Annotated in this window: 10 protein-coding genes, 1 pseudogene and 1 riboswitch; of the genes and pseudogenes, 7 read left to right on the forward strand and 4 right to left on the reverse strand. The window is 38.3% G+C overall.

Features of this window, described 5'->3' with window-relative positions; all coding sequences use genetic code 11:
* Positions 1-1,308: a M20/M25/M40 family metallo-hydrolase gene (locus ASE74_RS00405; RefSeq protein ID WP_055902728.1), complete on the forward strand. Its 1,308-nt coding sequence runs from the start codon at positions 1-3 to the stop codon at positions 1,306-1,308.
* A gap of 172 nt (positions 1,309-1,480) precedes the next feature.
* Here the strand turns inward: ASE74_RS00405 and carB are convergent, their stop codons facing one another.
* The gene (gene carB / locus ASE74_RS00410; protein WP_055902731.1) at positions 1,481-4,318 is read right to left on the reverse strand and encodes a carbamoyl-phosphate synthase large subunit; all 2,838 of its coding nucleotides are present in this window, start codon (positions 4,316-4,318) and stop codon (positions 1,481-1,483) included.
* A gap of 212 nt (positions 4,319-4,530) precedes the next feature.
* Positions 4,531-4,848 (reverse strand): hypothetical protein, encoded by a 318-nt coding sequence (locus ASE74_RS00415; protein ID WP_055902734.1) that lies wholly within the window; start codon positions 4,846-4,848, stop codon positions 4,531-4,533.
* A 435-nt stretch (positions 4,849-5,283) separates the two neighbouring features.
* On the opposite strand from ASE74_RS00415, the gene ASE74_RS00420 reads away from it, so the two are divergent.
* From ASE74_RS00420 to ASE74_RS00445, 6 genes are all read left to right on the forward strand, one after another.
* Entirely contained in the window at positions 5,284-5,814 is a 531-nt protein-coding gene (locus ASE74_RS00420; protein ID WP_055903078.1) for an AAA family ATPase, read from the forward strand.
* A gap of 672 nt (positions 5,815-6,486) precedes the next feature.
* A riboswitch (TPP riboswitch) is annotated at positions 6,487-6,670 on the forward strand.
* 55 nt (positions 6,671-6,725) lie between these two features.
* Positions 6,726-9,173: a TonB-dependent receptor gene (locus tag ASE74_RS00425; protein ID WP_369800100.1), complete on the forward strand. Its 2,448-nt coding sequence runs from the start codon at positions 6,726-6,728 to the stop codon at positions 9,171-9,173.
* Positions 9,174-9,336: 163 nt separating this feature from the next.
* The gene (locus ASE74_RS00430) at positions 9,337-9,981 is read left to right on the forward strand and encodes a thiamine phosphate synthase (RefSeq protein ID WP_055902736.1); all 645 of its coding nucleotides are present in this window, start codon (positions 9,337-9,339) and stop codon (positions 9,979-9,981) included.
* Between the two features lie 58 nt (positions 9,982-10,039).
* Entirely contained in the window at positions 10,040-11,332 is a 1,293-nt protein-coding gene (locus ASE74_RS00435) for a hypothetical protein (RefSeq protein WP_055902739.1), read from the forward strand.
* Positions 11,333-11,395: 63 nt separating this feature from the next.
* Entirely contained in the window at positions 11,396-11,956 is a 561-nt protein-coding gene (locus tag ASE74_RS00440) for a hypothetical protein (protein ID WP_055902742.1), read from the forward strand.
* Entirely contained in the window at positions 11,953-12,447 is a 495-nt protein-coding gene (locus ASE74_RS00445) for a GNAT family N-acetyltransferase (RefSeq protein ID WP_055902744.1), read from the forward strand. Before ASE74_RS00440 ends, ASE74_RS00445 begins: the two co-directional genes overlap by 4 nt.
* A gap of 108 nt (positions 12,448-12,555) precedes the next feature.
* On the opposite strand, the pseudogene ASE74_RS00455 reads toward ASE74_RS00445, so the two are convergent.
* Both ASE74_RS00455 and ASE74_RS00460 read right to left on the reverse strand, forming a co-directional pair.
* A pseudogene (locus tag ASE74_RS00455) lies at positions 12,556-15,044 on the reverse strand (outer membrane beta-barrel protein).
* Between the two features lie 427 nt (positions 15,045-15,471).
* Positions 15,472-17,151 (reverse strand): Zn-dependent hydrolase, encoded by a 1,680-nt coding sequence (locus ASE74_RS00460; RefSeq protein WP_055902754.1) that lies wholly within the window; start codon positions 17,149-17,151, stop codon positions 15,472-15,474.
* Positions 17,152-17,215 lie beyond the last annotated feature (64 nt).

Below are 17,215 nucleotides of genomic sequence, written 5' to 3' on the forward strand. Positions count from 1 at the left end.
ATGAAGAAAATATTCCTTTTTACCATTGTCGGTTTGGCAAGTTTGCAGCTGAAAGCGCAAAACATCGATAAAATTATCACGCGCGAGTATACCGACCATCTGATTAAAACTTTAAGTGCAGATGATATGCAGGGGCGTGCAACATTTACCCCGGGCATTGATAAGGCCGCAAGCTTTATCGAATCTGAGTTTAAAAAAATAGGTTTACAGCCTTTAACAGGTGAAAAAACTTTCCGTCAGAGTTTTAACAAATACCAGGTAGCCATTCAAAACACAAGTGTTAAAATTGATGGACAGGAAGTTTCCCCGGAAAACCTGATTGTTTCCGGAGTTACTACTGAAAGTATTTCACTCGATAAATCGAATGCTACTGTTGTTAAGCTTGATCCGGAAAAGGCATTTGTACCGCAGCTTAGGGCGATGATGGGTGCAGAGAAAAATCAGATCGTTTTAGTTGACAGCAAATTTGCTGATTTGTTTAACCGTTACAAAAGTTATTTCAGTAAACCTGCAACCGTAGATGAAAAAGACGTTAAAGCAACTACAAGCGCAGTACAGGTTTTTATTTTAGGTAAAGATGCTGCCACCGATTTTTCTGCAACATTTAAAAGTAAGGTAACTAAAATGCCTTTATTTAATGTTGCGGGCGTAATTCCAGGTAAATCAAAAGCAAAAGAAATTGTGGTTTTCTCAGGTCATTATGATCATTTAGGTTTTTTGAAAGCTGTAGATGGTGATAGTATTGCCAATGGCGCGGATGATGACGCTTCGGGTACTACGGCCATGATTGCCCTTGCCAAGTATTACAAAGCGCAGAAAAATAATGAGCGTACCCTGATTTTCGTTGCCTTTACAGCCGAAGAAATTGGTGGTTTTGGTGCGAAAGACTTTTCAGAAAAATTAAATCCTGATGATGTTGTAGCCATGTTTAACATAGAAATGATCGGTAAAGATTCGAAATTCGGAAAAAATACTGCATTTATAACCGGTTATGAAAGATCTGATTTCGGTAAGATTTTACAGAAAAACTTAGCTGGAACCGAATTTACATTCCATCCAGACCCTTATCCGGATCAGAATTTATTTTACAGAAGTGATAATGCCACTTTAGCTGCCTTAGGTGTTCCGGCACATACCATCAGTACCGATAAAATCGATATTGATAAGTTGTACCACAGTGTTAAAGATGAATACAGCTCTTTAGATGTTGAAAACATACTTTCTACCATCAAAGCAATTGCTAAAAGTGCTGTAACCATAGTAAACGGAACAGATACCCCAACAAGGATACCGAAGTTGAAAAAATAAAAAGGTAGTAGTTATAAAACGGTCGTCATTCCCGCGCAGGCGGGAATCGTAATGCAGTAAGCTTTAAGATTCCCAAACAGGTTGGGAATGACGAGCCGTCCGATACAACTCCAACAAAAATGGCCAGTGAAAAATCACTGGCCATTGCTATTTTATAAATTCAGTAAGTGGATTACTTACTCAAATACATCGATTTATCTTTGTACAACTTACGGAAGTAAGGATCTTCTAAATCTTTAATGAAGCGGATTGCCTCACCTGTGGATTTCATTTCAGGACCTAATTCTTTTGCAACCTCAGGGAATTTCTCGTAAGAGAAAACCGGTTCTTTAATTGCATAACCTTCAAGTTTACGAACAATCGTAAAATCTTTCAGTTTTGCCACACCCAACATAATCTTCGCTGCGATATTGATGTATGGTACATCGTAAGCTTTTGCGATGAAAGGAACCGTACGCGATGCCCTAGGGTTTGCCTCGATTACATAAACTTTCTCATCTTTGATAGCGAACTGGATGTTTAACAAACCTCTCACATCTAAAGCTTTCGCAATTTTGATCGAGTATTCTTCCATCGCTTTAGTTACAGTTTCTGATAAGCTGAATGTTGGTAACACTGCAAATGAATCTCCTGAGTGGATACCTGCTGGCTCAATGTGTTCCATCATACCTACAATGTGAACATCCTCACCATCAGAAATCGAATCAGATTCCGCTTCTTCGGCTCTATCAAGGAAGTGATCGATCAATACGCGGTTTCCTGGTAAATCACCTAGTAACTTCACTACTGCTTTTTCAAGGTCTTCATCGTTAATTACGATGCTCATGCCTTGTCCACCCAATACATAACTCGGACGAACCAATACCGGATAACCTACCTCATTTGCCACAACAATTGCTTCTTCAGCATTTTCAGCGACACCATATTTTGGATAAGGAATATCCAATTCTTTCAACAAATCAGAGAAACGGCCGCGATCTTCGGCGATATCCATGTTTTCGAAAGATGTTCCGATTATCTTGATGCCTTTTTCGGTTAGTTTCTCCGCCATTTTCAAAGCAGTTTGACCACCCAATTGAACGATTACGCCAAGAGGTTTCTCAAGCTCGATGATTTCACGAACATGCTCCCAAAATACCGGCTCGAAGTATAATTTATCGGCCATGTTAAAGTCTGTAGAAACCGTTTCAGGGTTACAGTTAATCATGATGGCCTCGAAACCTGTTTCCTTTGCAGCCAATAAGCCATGTACGCAAGAGTAATCGAATTCGATACCCTGACCGATACGGTTAGGCCCCGATCCCAATACAATTACCTTTTTCCTATCAGATGGAACAGATTCATTTTCTTCTTCGAAAGTAGAGTAGTAATATGGTGTTTTAGCAGGGAATTCCGCAGCACAAGTATCCACCATTTTATATACCCTGTTGATTCCTAAAGCTTTACGGCGATCGTAAACTTCATCTTCGGTAACATTGCCCAACAACCAGGCGATCTGAATATCAGAGAAACCTTTTTGTTTAAGCGTTACGAAGAAATCCTGAGGGATATTGTTTAAAGAATATCTTTTTAATTCAGTTTCAAGCAAAACAAGTTCTTGAATCTGGTTTAAGAACCATTTATCAATTTTAGTAACCTTACGGATCGATTCCAAAGGCACACCCATTGTCATGGCATCTTTTATTAAAAACAGACGGTTCCATGAAGCGTGCTCCAGGCCATCCATAATTTCGTTGATGTTGCGGTTTTGTCTGCCATCGGCACCTAAACCTGCGCGGTTAATTTCTAAACTCTGACAAGCTTTTTGCAATGCTTCGATAAAAGTACGGCCGATCGCCATAACCTCACCTACAGATTTCATTTGTAAACCTAGCTCTTTGTTCGCTCCTTTAAATTTATCAAAGTTCCAGCGTGGTACTTTAACAATTACATAATCCAAAGTAGGCTCAAAATATGCCGAAGTTGTTTTGGTAATCTGATTTTCAATTTCATCAAGGTTGTAACCGATTGCCAGTTTTGCAGCAATTTTTGCAATTGGATATCCTGTTGCCTTACTTGCCAATGCTGATGAACGTGATACACGCGGGTTAATTTCGATGGCGATAATTTCGTCATTTGCCGGGTTAACCGAAAACTGAACATTACATCCACCTGCGAAGTTCCCGATTGCACGCATCATTTTAATCGCCTGGTTACGCATATCCTGGTAACAGCGGTCTGATAAAGTCATAGCAGGTGCAACAGTGATCGAATCTCCTGTATGGATACCCATTGGGTCGAAGTTTTCGATCGAGCAGATAATGATCACGTTGTCGTTGCTATCTCTTAACAACTCCAACTCATATTCTTTCCAGCCTAAAACAGCTTTTTCAACCAATACTTCGTGTGTTGGTGAAGCTTCCAAGCCACGTTTTAAAGCGGCATCAAATTCTTCTTTTTTGTGCACAAAACCACCACCAGAACCACCTAAAGTATATGAAGGGCGGATTACCAATGGATAACCGATTTGTTGTGCAGCTTCTTTACCTTCTAAAAATGAGTTGGCAATTTTCGATTCAGCAACACCTACGCCGATATCCACCATTAACTGGCGGAAAGCTTCACGGTTTTCTGTTTTTTCGATTGCTGCAACATCCACACCAACAACTTTTACACCGTATTTTTCCCAAACACCGCGTTCTTCAGCCTCTTTACAAAGGTTTAGTGCGGTTTGCCCTCCCATAGTAGGAAGTACTGCATCAATTCTAGGTAAATCTGCAGAGTCGATATGCTCCTGTAAAATAACCTCTATTGAATCAACAGTTAACGGGCGCAGGTAAACATGGTCACCGATAACCTTATCCGTCATGATGGTAGCCGGATTGGAGTTGATAATGGAAACGGTAATTCCTTCTTCTTTTAAAGAAAGTGCCGCTTGCGAACCCGAGTAATCAAATTCACAGGCTTGGCCAATGATAATTGGTCCAGATCCGATAATCAGTACTGAGCGAATGGAAGTGTCTTTAGGCATGATAAAGCTTAAACAATAATTAAAATTCTAAAGTATTGGTTCCAATTGAAACCTTGAAAGCAACGAGATTTTGTGCTTGTATGAAGAAAAAATCCCAACTGTTCTGTCGGGATGCAAAGATACATCTTTAGAAGTATTTTAAGCTGATTTTTTTAAAATAAAAAAGAGGGTTTAGAAAGCCCTCTTTATAAATTTTTCTTTTGCCGAAAAGCCTACTGCTGTAATTTTATTTCGCCCAAATCGGTAGTGGCACTATCTTTTACGGCCACCTTTTCTATCACGGCATCTTTATATGGCGCGTTAGCTTTAATTACCACCGTATAAACGCCTTGTTTAAGGTTGGTAAAAGTAAAAACACCTTGATTCACCTGAGCGCTAAGCGTGTCTGTGGAAGCTACAAGAGAAACCGATGAAGCAGCATCCACCGGAGTAATTTTTCCAATTATCCCACCAAGTTTAACATTTGTAAAAGCAATCGCTCCCAATGCAAATACAATTATTAGTGATAATGCAACACATAATTTTTTCATGGTATAACGTTTTAGCTGTTGATGTCTTAAATAAATAACACCATTTTGCCTAAATAGTTTTAAATAATGAACACTCAGATTACGCACTGTACTAGAAATTATACACGAGTGTACACACTGTATATGCAATAGTTACATAAATGTTAATTAGTGTTAAAAGAAATATGCAAATGTAGCCCTACACGTCAGAATTAAGTCACGAAGTTGTGATGAGCCTATTATTGGCAATAATGTTGTAATAAGCTCAACATATATGCGTTTTGTATATACTTTAGACATTGTTCTAAAGCTTCCTCCGCGGCTTAGTTACCCGCCATGAGGATTTCTTCATAAATAGTTTGTTTGGTTTATTATCCGGTTAGAGGAGCCCTCCTCAACCGGATTTTTTCTTTTAAGGCATTTTCTTTTACATTTGATTGTGTTCAGAAAAATATCGTGAATAAAAATATCAAAAAGATTGCAATTGTTGGCCCGGAAAGTACGGGAAAATCTACCATGTCTCAATTACTGGCAAAGCATTACCATGTATCATGGGTGCCGGAGTATGCCCGTTATTATTGCGAAAATTTGGTTACCGATTATACCTTACAGGATGAAATAAACATGTACTACGGTCAGGTAGCTTTGGAAGATGCCATTTTAGTAACTACCCTTAGCGACTTTATTATTTGTGACACCACTTTTGTTACGGTAAAAATCTGGAGCGATGAGGTACTTGGCGAAACTCCGGAAGTTGTTTTAAAAGCTTTGCCAAAAAGACCGTATGATCTTTATCTTTTAATGGATATCGATTTACCATGGCAAGATGATCCGCTACGCGATTTCCCGGAGAAGCGAGAATATTTTATGCAGGTTTGGCATAAGGAACTGCAGGCACTAAACGCCAATTATAAAGTTATTGGTGGTTTAGGAAATGAAAGGCTTGCAAATGCTATAGCGGCAATCGATGATTTTTTAGGTTTATAAGAAATAAATTGTTCTTGATAAAATTCTTGTCTGTTTTGAAATTGCCAAAATAGTACAGAACCACTCTTTTCTCATTAATATAAAACGTTTTTTTTGGAAACGAAAGAACAGCATCTCATAGGTGCTACAGCCCCGCCATCCGCTAATTTCGATCAAGGATCGGAACCGCTCCTGTCGGGTTTAGTTAGCGGCGGGGTTTGCTTCAGGGCAAGAAATTTTCCCAAATAAACCGATTGTAGGGAAGAGCTTCCGATTCTTCATCGGAACGCGTACCAGAAAGCGGGACTGAAATGGCCAAAAGTACAGAACCACTCCTTTCCATAACAATAAAACGTTTTTCTTTTTAGGAAACGAAAGGACAGCATCTCATAGGTGCTGCAGCCCCGCCATCCGCTAATTTCAATCAAGGATCGGAACCGCTTCTGTCGGGTTTAGTTAACAGCGGTTTGCTTCAGGGCACAAAATTTTCCTAAATAAACCCAATTGTAGGGAAGAGCTTCCGATTCTTCATCGGAACTCGTACCAGAAACCGGGACTGAAATGGCCAAAAGTACAGAACCACTCCTTTTCACGGTCTAAAATCACAAATCTTACATTGTACAGTCAATTTTTGCCCTATTGACTCACAATTAATCAAAAAACCCGTTTATTCTTAAATATTTTCTACCTTTGAAGCATCATTAGGGGTGCCTTGTTTAATAAACACAAAACAGGCTGAGAACATACCCATTTTATAGGTGAAAGGTAAAAGATAAAAGCATTTGGTAAAAACCGAAACTTGAATCTCCTAACCATTAACCTTATAAATGCACCTGATCCGGGTAATGCCGGCGTAGGGATTGGAGTTATGGAAGTTTAACTGAAATCGGGGAAACCCCTTTTTCCGATGGGTTTAACTAAAAACAATACAATTGAAAAATTTACTTTTTGCAGCACTTGTTGCAATGTTGCCTTTTATCGCATTGGCACAGAATTCTGTTACTGGTAAAATAACAGATCAAAATCAGCAACCGCTTCCGGGTGCAACCGTAAAATTGAGAAATCAAAAAACCGCGGTAGTAAGTGATGCTTCCGGAAATTATACCATTACGAACATGGTTAATGGAAAATATACCATTGTAGTAAGTTATATAGGCTATAAAACAACCGAAAAAGCAGTTGAAATTAAGCAAAGTATGGTATTGGATTTCTCACTCGCTCCCCAGAATTTCCTTGCCGATGAAGTAATTGTCAGGGCAACGCGGGCGACAGAAAAATCGGCGACCACCTATAAAAACATTGGCAAAGAGGAGATCCAACAGAATAACTTCGGACAGGATTTGCCTTTTATTCTTCAAAATACACCAGGTGTGGTGGTCAACTCTGATGCTGGTGCGGGCGTAGGTTATACAGGCATCCGGATCCGCGGGAGCGATAATAGCCGGATCAATGTAACGGTTAACGGTATTCCGATTAACGACAGTGAAAGCCAGGGTACATTTTATGTAAACATGCCCGATTTCGCCTCTTCGGTAGATAATGTTCAAATTCAGCGCGGGGTAGGCACTTCAACAAATGGAGCGGGTGCCTTTGGTGCAAGTTTAAACATCCAAACAACTGCCAGTGAATTGGAACCTTACGCAGAAGTAAATAGCACATATGGAAGTTTTGATACGTGGAAGAACACTGTAAAAGTTGGAACGGGTTTAATTAATAACCGCTTTAGCTTTGATGGCCGCCTATCAAGAATCAGTTCTGATGGTTATGTAGACCGTGGCTCATCATTACTAAAATCTTACTTTTTATCTGGTGCGTACCACGGCAACAAAGATCTTTTGCGTGTAAACGTTTTTTCAGGCACGGAAAAAACCTATCAATCCTGGAATGGCATTCCGCAATCGCGTTTAGAAAATGATGTAGCTGGCATGAACGCCTATATCGATAGAAATGGATTAAGCACAGAAGATGCTGACAACCTTTTAAATTCCGGCAGAACTTACAATAGCTTCCTTTACAATAACCAAACTGATAACTATACCCAAAATCATTATCAGCTAATTTATGCCAGGCAGTTTTCTGATCAGTTTTCTTTTAACGGTGCCTTACACTATACAAAAGGTGAGGGTTACTACGAAGAATACAGGGTACAGGATAAATTAAAAAATTATGGCTTAAATCCGGTCGATATCAATGGCGGAACGCCTGTTACCGAAACCGATTTAATCCGTCGCCGTTGGCTGGATAATGATTTTTATGGCGTTACCTATGCCTTTAATTACGTACCCGACAAGAATTTAAATTTTACACTCGGTGGTGCCTACAATGAATATAAAGGTGCACATTTTGGACAGGTAATTTGGGCACAGTATGCTTCTAATGGCAATATCGACAGGCACTATTACGATAACGAAGGTTTTAAAACCGATTTTAACGTTTATGGTAAGGTAAACTACAGTCCGGTTGAATCTTTGAGTTTATTTGCCGATTTGCAATACCGCCGTGTATATTACGATATCGCAGGAACTGAAAATAAACTGAATACACTGGCAATTAACGAAACATTAAATTTCTTTAATCCGAAAGTTGGTGCTACATATTTTATCAATCCGCAGAGCAATGTATACGCCTCGTTCAGTGTGGCCAACAAAGAGCCAAACCGCGATGATTATACAGATGCTGGTGTGGCTGGTATTTCACCCAAATCAGAACATTTGAATGATGTAGAGCTGGGATACCGCTATAAAGATGATAAACTCAATCTGGGTGCAAATGCTTACGGAATGTTTTACAAAAATCAGCTGGTGGTTACTGGCCAGATCAATGATGTGGGTGCAAACTATCGCCAGAATGTAGATAAAAGTTATCGTTTGGGTATTGAGCTGGATGGTTCTTACAGCATCAGCAAACAGTTTATGGTAAATGCCAATGCCGCATTCAGCAGAAACAAAATCAAGAATTTTAACGAATATTATGAAGATTATGACAATGGCGGATTTGTAATAAACAATTACAATCTAACTACCATTTCTTTCTCACCAGATGCTGTTCTTTTCGGAGAACTGGTTTATAAGCCGTTTAGCGGTTTTGCTATCGCATTACAAAGTAAATATGTAAGCAAGCAATACCTTGATAATACGCAGAACAATGATAGAACCATTAATGGTTACTGGGTAAACAATGCACGTTTAGGCTACGATTTTAAATTTGCAGGGGTTAAAAACATCAATCTGGGTTTATTGGTAAACAATCTTTTTGATAAAAAATACGAAAACAACGGTTATACCTATGGTTACCAATCAGGAGGAGGCAGAATAACCGAAAATTTCTTTTATCCACAGGCAGGCACCAACTTTTTGCTTAGCTTGAATGTGAAATTTTAGTTTACCATTCAGGGTTGACAACTTTCCATCCTATAAAGCTGTCAGCTCGAATTCCTAAAGCTAAATAAAGGATCGCCATTGCAAGGGACACTTGCAATGGCGATTTTGTTTATATTGCCTTGCTGATCATAAATAACCATTAATCTCGCAATCCTGATCCAGAATGAAATACATAGAAAAACTCCAGTACATTACGCATGATATTCCACATTTAAGCCATATCGAACAGGTACAGCAGGCTTGCGAAGCTGGAGCAAAATGGATCCAATACCGTTGTTTGAGCAAGAATGATGAAGAACTTCTGCAGGATATTAAAGCCATTGCAGAAATCTGTGATGATTGGGGTACCACTCTAATTGTAACCGATCATGTTCATTTAAATGGAAAAGCGGATATACAAGGCTTTCATATAGAAGATATGGATGCTGATTTTATCACGCTACGTAAACTGGTAGGCGATGACATTACTTTAGGCGGATCGGCAAATACGACCGAAAATTTAATCCGACTGGAAAAAGAAGGGGCAGACTATGCTGGTTATGGCCCCTATGCTGCTACGGAAACCAAGCCGAATGATTATACACTTCTGGGTATCGAAGGCTATCAAAATGCAGTAAAAAAACTTCAAGATCAAAACATCAATCTTCCTGTGCTTGCTGTTGGAGGCATTAAAACCTATGATGTAGAAGCTTTAATGCATACAGGCATTTATGGAGTCGCAGTTTCAGGAGCAATTAATTTTGCAGATGATTTTATAGAAACCTATCAGGATTTTTACAGTTTAGTTAAAGAAAGCACTGTTAATTAACACTTTATAATTTGAAGGTCTTTAGATAATTTTTAGTTTTGGGTAAACCCAAACTAACATGTCAGAAAACGCTCTTCAAACCAACACTACCTGGAATATTTATAAAAAAATCGCTTTCAGGTTTTTCTTTCTTTTACTCCCTCTTTTTATAATCCTGAATAATAATGGCTCTTTTACATTTTTTTCGGGCATACTGCAGTTGCCAAGTTTGGTGTTACATCATTTAATTCCATGGTTTTCTGAACATATTATCCATTACAATTACGATCATACCATCACCACCAACGGCAGCGGCGATACCTCTTACGATTGGGTACTGTTACTTTTTATATTTTTAATTTCAGTAATCGGCTGTATCATCTGGTCTGTTTTAGATCGTAACCGGAAAAGTTATAATGCCGCATATTATTGGCTTGTAGTATTGGTGAGGTTTTATCTGGCATTTACCTTAATATTATATGGTTTAATAAAAGTTATTAAACTTCAATTCCCCGATCCTTCGCTAAACCGGCTTTTACAGCCTTTCGGCGATGCTTCACCTATGGGTTTGGCATGGACATTTTTGGGCTTTTCTAAAGGCTATAATATTTTTATGGGCCTTGTAGAAGTTTCTGCTGTTTTATTGTTGTTCCGCAGAACAGTTGTAATTGGCGCGTTTTTGTCTCTCGCGGCAACAGCGCACGTAATGTCTATGAACTATTTTTTCGATGTTCCGGTGAAACTACTTTCTACCGCGCTCGTGGTAATGAGTCTTTTTATACTTGCCCCGCATTTCTTAACCTTATACCGTTTCTTTATCAAATATGAAAATCAACAGCTCAGTAAAATGTACCGCCCTACCTTTAAAAAACGCTGGCTATACATTTCTGCCTATGGCTTAAAATATCTGTACATCACAGCCTCAATTGGTACTTTGCTTTATACCTTTATTCAACAAACAAAAATATATGGCAGTGAAGCCCCAAAGCCGTTTTTATATGGCATATATGATGTAGAAAGCATGAAGTTTAGAGGCAAAACGGTAGCACCTTTAACTAGCGACAGCACGCGATGGAAACAGATGGTTATCAGTTATGCGGGTTATGCAAGGGTAAAAACAATGAACGATAGCACCTACAATTTTTCAACAGTTTTTAATACCAAAAAGAAAGAAGTAGTATTTAACTCTCAGGATAAAGAATCAGCACAATATATTTTAAATTATAACTTGACAGGCAAAGATAAACTGATTATTTCAGGGCTGAAGGGGAAAGATTCAATTTCGGTAAGCTTTAAAAAGAAAGACCTTAAAAATTTCAGACTCATCAACCGGGGCTTCCATTGGGTGAGTGAATATCCGTACAACCGTTAATCATTTTACCCGGTTCTGATTCTTGATGTATTTTACTTAAAGCGAAATTTATATATTCGCACTATGTCTTCACACCATATTGTAAAAGAAAAACAAGAGCCGGCTTTATATATAGATGAGCTTGGAAATTTTAACGAAGAGTTACTCGGGCAACTGCTCGAATGGAGTCCAACACTTTTGGTTAACGGAGAAAATTATGATAAAATATTTTCCTTAGGCTTAAAGGTAGATGTTTTGGTAAACGGTAGCGGACAGGAAACACAAGAAGACACAAAGGTTATCCAGGGGCCTGTTGATGCTTTAATGGTGGCGATCAATTATTTATATGAAGAGAAATACCCTGCAGTAAATGTTATTGCCAAAAAATTCGATTTGGAGAAATTTGCAGGATTTGAAGATCAGATCAACCTGGTGGTATTTACAGAAAAAGCAAAACATTATCCAATTAAATCAGGTTTTTCAGTTTGGAAACCTGCTGGAAGCGAATTTCTTATCCATGGCAACCGGTATATGGAGGTAACCAACTTAGCGCAGAATGAGGACGAAATTTTTATTGTGGTAAAGGATGCCTTTGTAGAATTTACCTTCTCAGGGCAACCGATTTTTATTAGTGAACCGATATGATTACCCTTAGAAAAGCAAAAGAAGAAGATATAGAAATTATCAGGGATATCGCCGCAGCAACCTGGCCATCAACCTACCTTGATATCATCGGGCAGGCACAGATTGATTACATGCTGGATAAAATGTACAACAAAGGAGAGTTGCTGAAGCAATTTATGGAAGGACATATTTTCCTGATTGCCGAGGAGGGCGAAAATCAGTTTGGTTTTGCGGGGTATTCTATAGTTGGGCATGAAGAACGTATTTATAAACTCCACAAGCTTTATGTAGTGCCATCTGCACATGGCAAAGGGGTTGGGAAAATCCTGATCAACGAGGTCTTTAACCAAGTTAAAGATGCCGGCGCAAGCGCGTTACAGCTCAATGTAAATAAGAATAATAAGGCAAAAGATTTCTACCTAAAAGGAGGATTTACCATTAAAGAATCCGTAAAGCTTGATATTGGTGAAGGCTACTTTATGGACGATTATGTGATGGAATATAAATTTTAATGTTTAGCATTTCGTCGTCAGGTTTTTGGATTAAGATGGTAGCCTAATTCAAAAAGACCATCATTCCCAACTCAACTGGGAATGATGGTTGTACGGGCACTTTCTGTCCTAATTTTTCATCCTTCCTTGCTCTGCTTCAGTACCGGTGGAACGGCGGCGGGCAGGTTTAATTTCATTCTTGCCAAAACGGTATGTAAAACTGATTCTGCCGATCTGGCTTTCATTTTTTTGATAAAGATCGTAGGTTAAACCAGAATATATACTCGATAAGTTTGTTTTATACGTGTTAAACACATCAGATAGTGCAAATTTCAAGCTCGCTTTTTTATCAAACAAGGCTTTGCTCACACCGGCATCGATAGAATAACGTGGCCTGATAGAAAACGTTCCGTAATCAAGCGGCGATTCATAGCTGCCACTCAGTTCTGCTGTAAATCCACTTACAATGGTAAAGGTTTGTTGGGTTTTAAACTGAAAAGACGTTTTTCCGGTTTTTAAAGCCTTTCCGGCTAAATCTGGTGCTTCGAAACTCAGGTAAAAAACATTTAAATTGTTATTCGTCTGCCACCATTTGGTAATTTGAACAGGCACATTTAAATTGGCATTATAACTGATGTTTGTGGCAATATTCGCATTGGTTTGATATAAAGATTTACTTGCCGCATCAGGTAATATCACTTCTGTTATTACATCATTAACCCTGCTATACCTACTGTAAGCATATATTTCTGCATTAGGGTATAACTCAGCTCAAAATTGTGTGTATACTGCGGGTTTAAAAACGGATTTCCTTTGCTGTAGGTAAATTCATCCAAATAATAAATAAAAGGATTTAAAGCATCGTAACTTGGGCGGTCTATCCTCCTGCTATAAGAAAATCCTAACTGATTGTTTTTCGAAAGCGTTTGTTGAACAAATAATGTCGGAAAAAAATCCCAGTAGTTCCGTTCAACAACCGTATTGTTTGTAATCAGATTTCCTTTCGAATTGGTTTGCTCAACCCTTAAACCAATTTGTATACTGGTATTTTTAAACTGTTTATTTAAATTGGTGTAAGCTGCATTAACATTCTCATCATATATAAACTGATTGCTCCGTTTAACATCATTCTGCCAGGCACTGTTAATCAACTCTTCTGCCTGTAAGTCATTATCAGTTTTAACCCAACTGCTCTTAACCCCGGCTTCTAATTTTACCGTTTTGTTCAGTGCCACGTTATAATCAATTTTAAATGCTTTAATATCAATGATTGATGGCGTATTGTTCCTGGTATATTTTATTGGGCGGATTCTGTCTCCATTTGCAAAACGGTAATCGTTTTCATAATTAGACCCATCGTTTCCTTTGTATTTAGAATAATCTACATCGGCCGATATTTCTGATCCTGCAGTATCCAGAACAGATCTATAATTTAAATTATAAGAAACGTTATTGTATTTGTTTTGCTGTAATGAGTTGGTGATCAGGCTGGAATCAACCTTAACAAAAGAGGGCCCGATAAAGGTGTTATTTACAGAGGCTTCGTTTCCATGATTAAAATAACCGTTCACCAATAAACCAATCGTATTTTTTTTATCGATAAAATAATCTAAACCTGCCTTAAAATTATTGTTTTGTTGTTTTCGAAGGCTGGAGCCAGACTGCATAAAGTAGGTATCTGTATTCTTACCATTCGAAATCCGGTCAATATCAATCTGGTTCGTCCTATTGTTTTTTCCGTAATTGTAATTTCCAAAAAGATTCAGTTTTTGTGTCCTATGGTTCAGGCTCAAGCCAGCATTACCCCTAAAGTTTTTGCCGTAGCCGGCCATTCCATTAAGACTGCCGTTGGTTCCACCGTTTTTGTTTTTCTTTGTTTTAATGTTGATAATACCCGAATTACCAGATGCATCGAATTTAGATGATGGGTTGGTAATCAGCTCAATGCTTTCAATATCAGAACTTTGCATATTGCGAAGCAAATTGGCCACATCAGCACTACTCATATAAGTCTGTTTTCCATCCAATTGAATTAACACGCCTTGTTTACCCATCATTGAGATGTTATCGTTCTGATCTACCGTTATGCCTGGCGCCTTTTGCAAAACCTCCAGCGCAGTAGAACCGCTCATGATCGAACTGTTCGAAACATTCATCACCACCTTATCCATTTTTCTTTCGATTAACGGCTTGGTAACCGCCACGCTAACTTCTTTTAAATTTTGGGTGCTTGCAGTAAGCTGTGCAGTGCCAAAATCTATTTTCTGATTATCTTCCGTTAAAACAATTGTTTTACTTTTAACCGTTTTATAACCCATATTACTGGCTTTGTAATAATAGCTTCCCTTATTTGGAACATTAAAACCAAAGGTTCCGTTAGGATCTGTGAAAGCTGTTTTAACCACACTCGAATCAGAAGCCTTGAACAATACAACCGTAACATAATCGGCAGGCTTTTTATTTTCATCCAGTATTATACCACTAATGTTGGCTTTAGGGTTTGTTTGTGCAAAAACATTTACACCGGTAAAAAAGAAGGAGAACGTAAATAATATCTTGTATAAATTTTTCATTGGTATGTTTAAATATTTAAAAAATCCGGGCAAAAAGATTTCCATAGCACAGTTTATATGCTTTCCATTAAATTGCCTGCTTATTTTAAAGTTTAGCCCGGAAACGAAAGGTTTCCGCTTGTCAAGTTATAGGTAAGACGACCGTATTTTAAAAAGGTTACAAGGTTTTTGAAAAAGTTGAAGGTTTTAATATAGGATTAAATGATAATAGTCCCAAGATTAGAGTTCAAGAATAAATTCCCATCTTAATTTGGTAGGGGAGCAATTGTTTTGATTTGCTGTAATTAATCGGCACTGCTGAGGCAAAAAGCAATTTAATCACTTCAGCTACCAACGTACTTTTAATGTTCACGCCTGCGCAGGGAATAATGAAACCATTTTAACATTGACGCATTTTTAAAGCAAAAAAGCCACAGTTAAACAAGTGAGTACCTGCTTACCTATGGCTTTTAAACTCTTTGGTAGGAAATCTCTATTTTACACCAAGTACATCTACACCTTGTTCGAAAACTACATCCACCGGAATATTCTTTTTGGTTAACCTGTCAAGATCTGTTTGAAGTTCCGGATGGATAACAGCTTTATCCTTTTGCGCTTTTTCTACGGCAACTTTATCGCCATTACCCTGTAGTGTAATAATAAAAGCACTTAAATCGTTCATAGCTGTGGCAAATTTCTCAAAATTGACCTTATATGTTCCTTTAGCGGTCCTTTCAAATGCCCCTTTTTCCTGGAAGTAGTTGAAACACTGCATATTTGCTTTTCCATGTGCTTCAGAAACGCCAAAGCGTACCGAACGTAAGATACCAGCCATAAACGTGGTGTAATAATCTTTTATATCACCTTGTAGTTCTCCCTTTTTAAGTAAGCCGGTAACCATATACAAGCCTAAAATATCGGCTTTCCCCTCTTCCAACCAGCTGTATTGTTCTTTCAATGCCGCACGTACAAAACCTTTTCCGGTAATGGTTTTTTTAATGCCTAAACCATGTGCAACTTCGTGGAACATTACATTGGCAAAAAAAGCGTCGAATTTGATATATTGTTGTTGGTCAGCTTCAATTAATTCTTTAGAAATTGGTACCAGGATCTTATCAAATTTTGCCTGCATTGCATTTTTAAGCTGCGAACGTCGCGTACCTTTTTCTTGCTGTATCTTTTCATCATTAGGAAGGTTTACGGCAATCGTTTTCGATCCGGCATTACAATCTCCTGCATAATACACTACATCATAAGCATTTAATTCAGAATCAGTTCCTGGAGTTTCCGTTTTGTATTTTGCGGCAACAGGCAAGTTTTTTTGAAGTTCAGGGAGCATTTTTACATACTTTGCCAAACGCTTGCTCCATTCTTTATCTTTAATCAGTACGTAAGCTTCGTAACTGGTGCGAGCATTGAAAAGTTTATCCTCATAATTTTCTATCGGCCCGATAATGATATCCAATCCATTGGTTTTCATATCCAGCCATGCGTAATCACTTGCCGTAAAATTATCAGTAACCAAGGCATCGGCCCTTAAATTAAGGTATTTCTTCAAGCCTTTATCTTCGGCAATTAGTGCTGCTTGTTTCAATAAAGAGCTCACCTTTTGCAATTCAGCAGCAAATAAAACATGATACGGTACGGTAGATAACTTGCCTGTACTATCTTTCTGAATAACAGAATAGGCACCAAATTTATCGGCAAGATCTGATTTTTCAACCGCCTCCTTAGTGATGCCATAAGGATAAAAAGAAGCTCCTTCAGGCTTGGCACCAACACCTTCAACAAAAGGTTTATCGTTATTCAACCTATCCCAAGGGCCGTAGTTGATGTTTATAAAATCGCGTGTTTTTTCGTCTTTAATGGTAGCAAGCAGGCTATCTCTCTGCGGATAAGCCTGTTTCCAGTAAAGCTCATCCATAATTTCTGCAGCCTGAATCAAAAGAGGCAAAACTTTGCGGTCGTTTATACTCAGCTGATTAATATTGGTGGTCAGCTTAACCCTTTCGTAAATGGGTAAACGCTGTGCAACGTAATTGGTAAGGCTATCATTTTTTACCACAACATTTTTTTCACCAGAAGGCTTATTATTGCCCGTACAAGATGCCAGTGAGCCAATTGCAAATGCCAGGGCTGATAATAATATGGATGATTTGTATAAGTTCTTCATTATAGATGTATATCGCTGCTAAATTAGTAAATTTTGAAAGCTTTGTATAAAGTTTGATGCATTG

The organism is Pedobacter sp. Leaf216, from assembly GCF_001421515.1.
Taxonomy (GTDB): Bacteria; Bacteroidota; Bacteroidia; order Sphingobacteriales; family Sphingobacteriaceae; genus Pedobacter.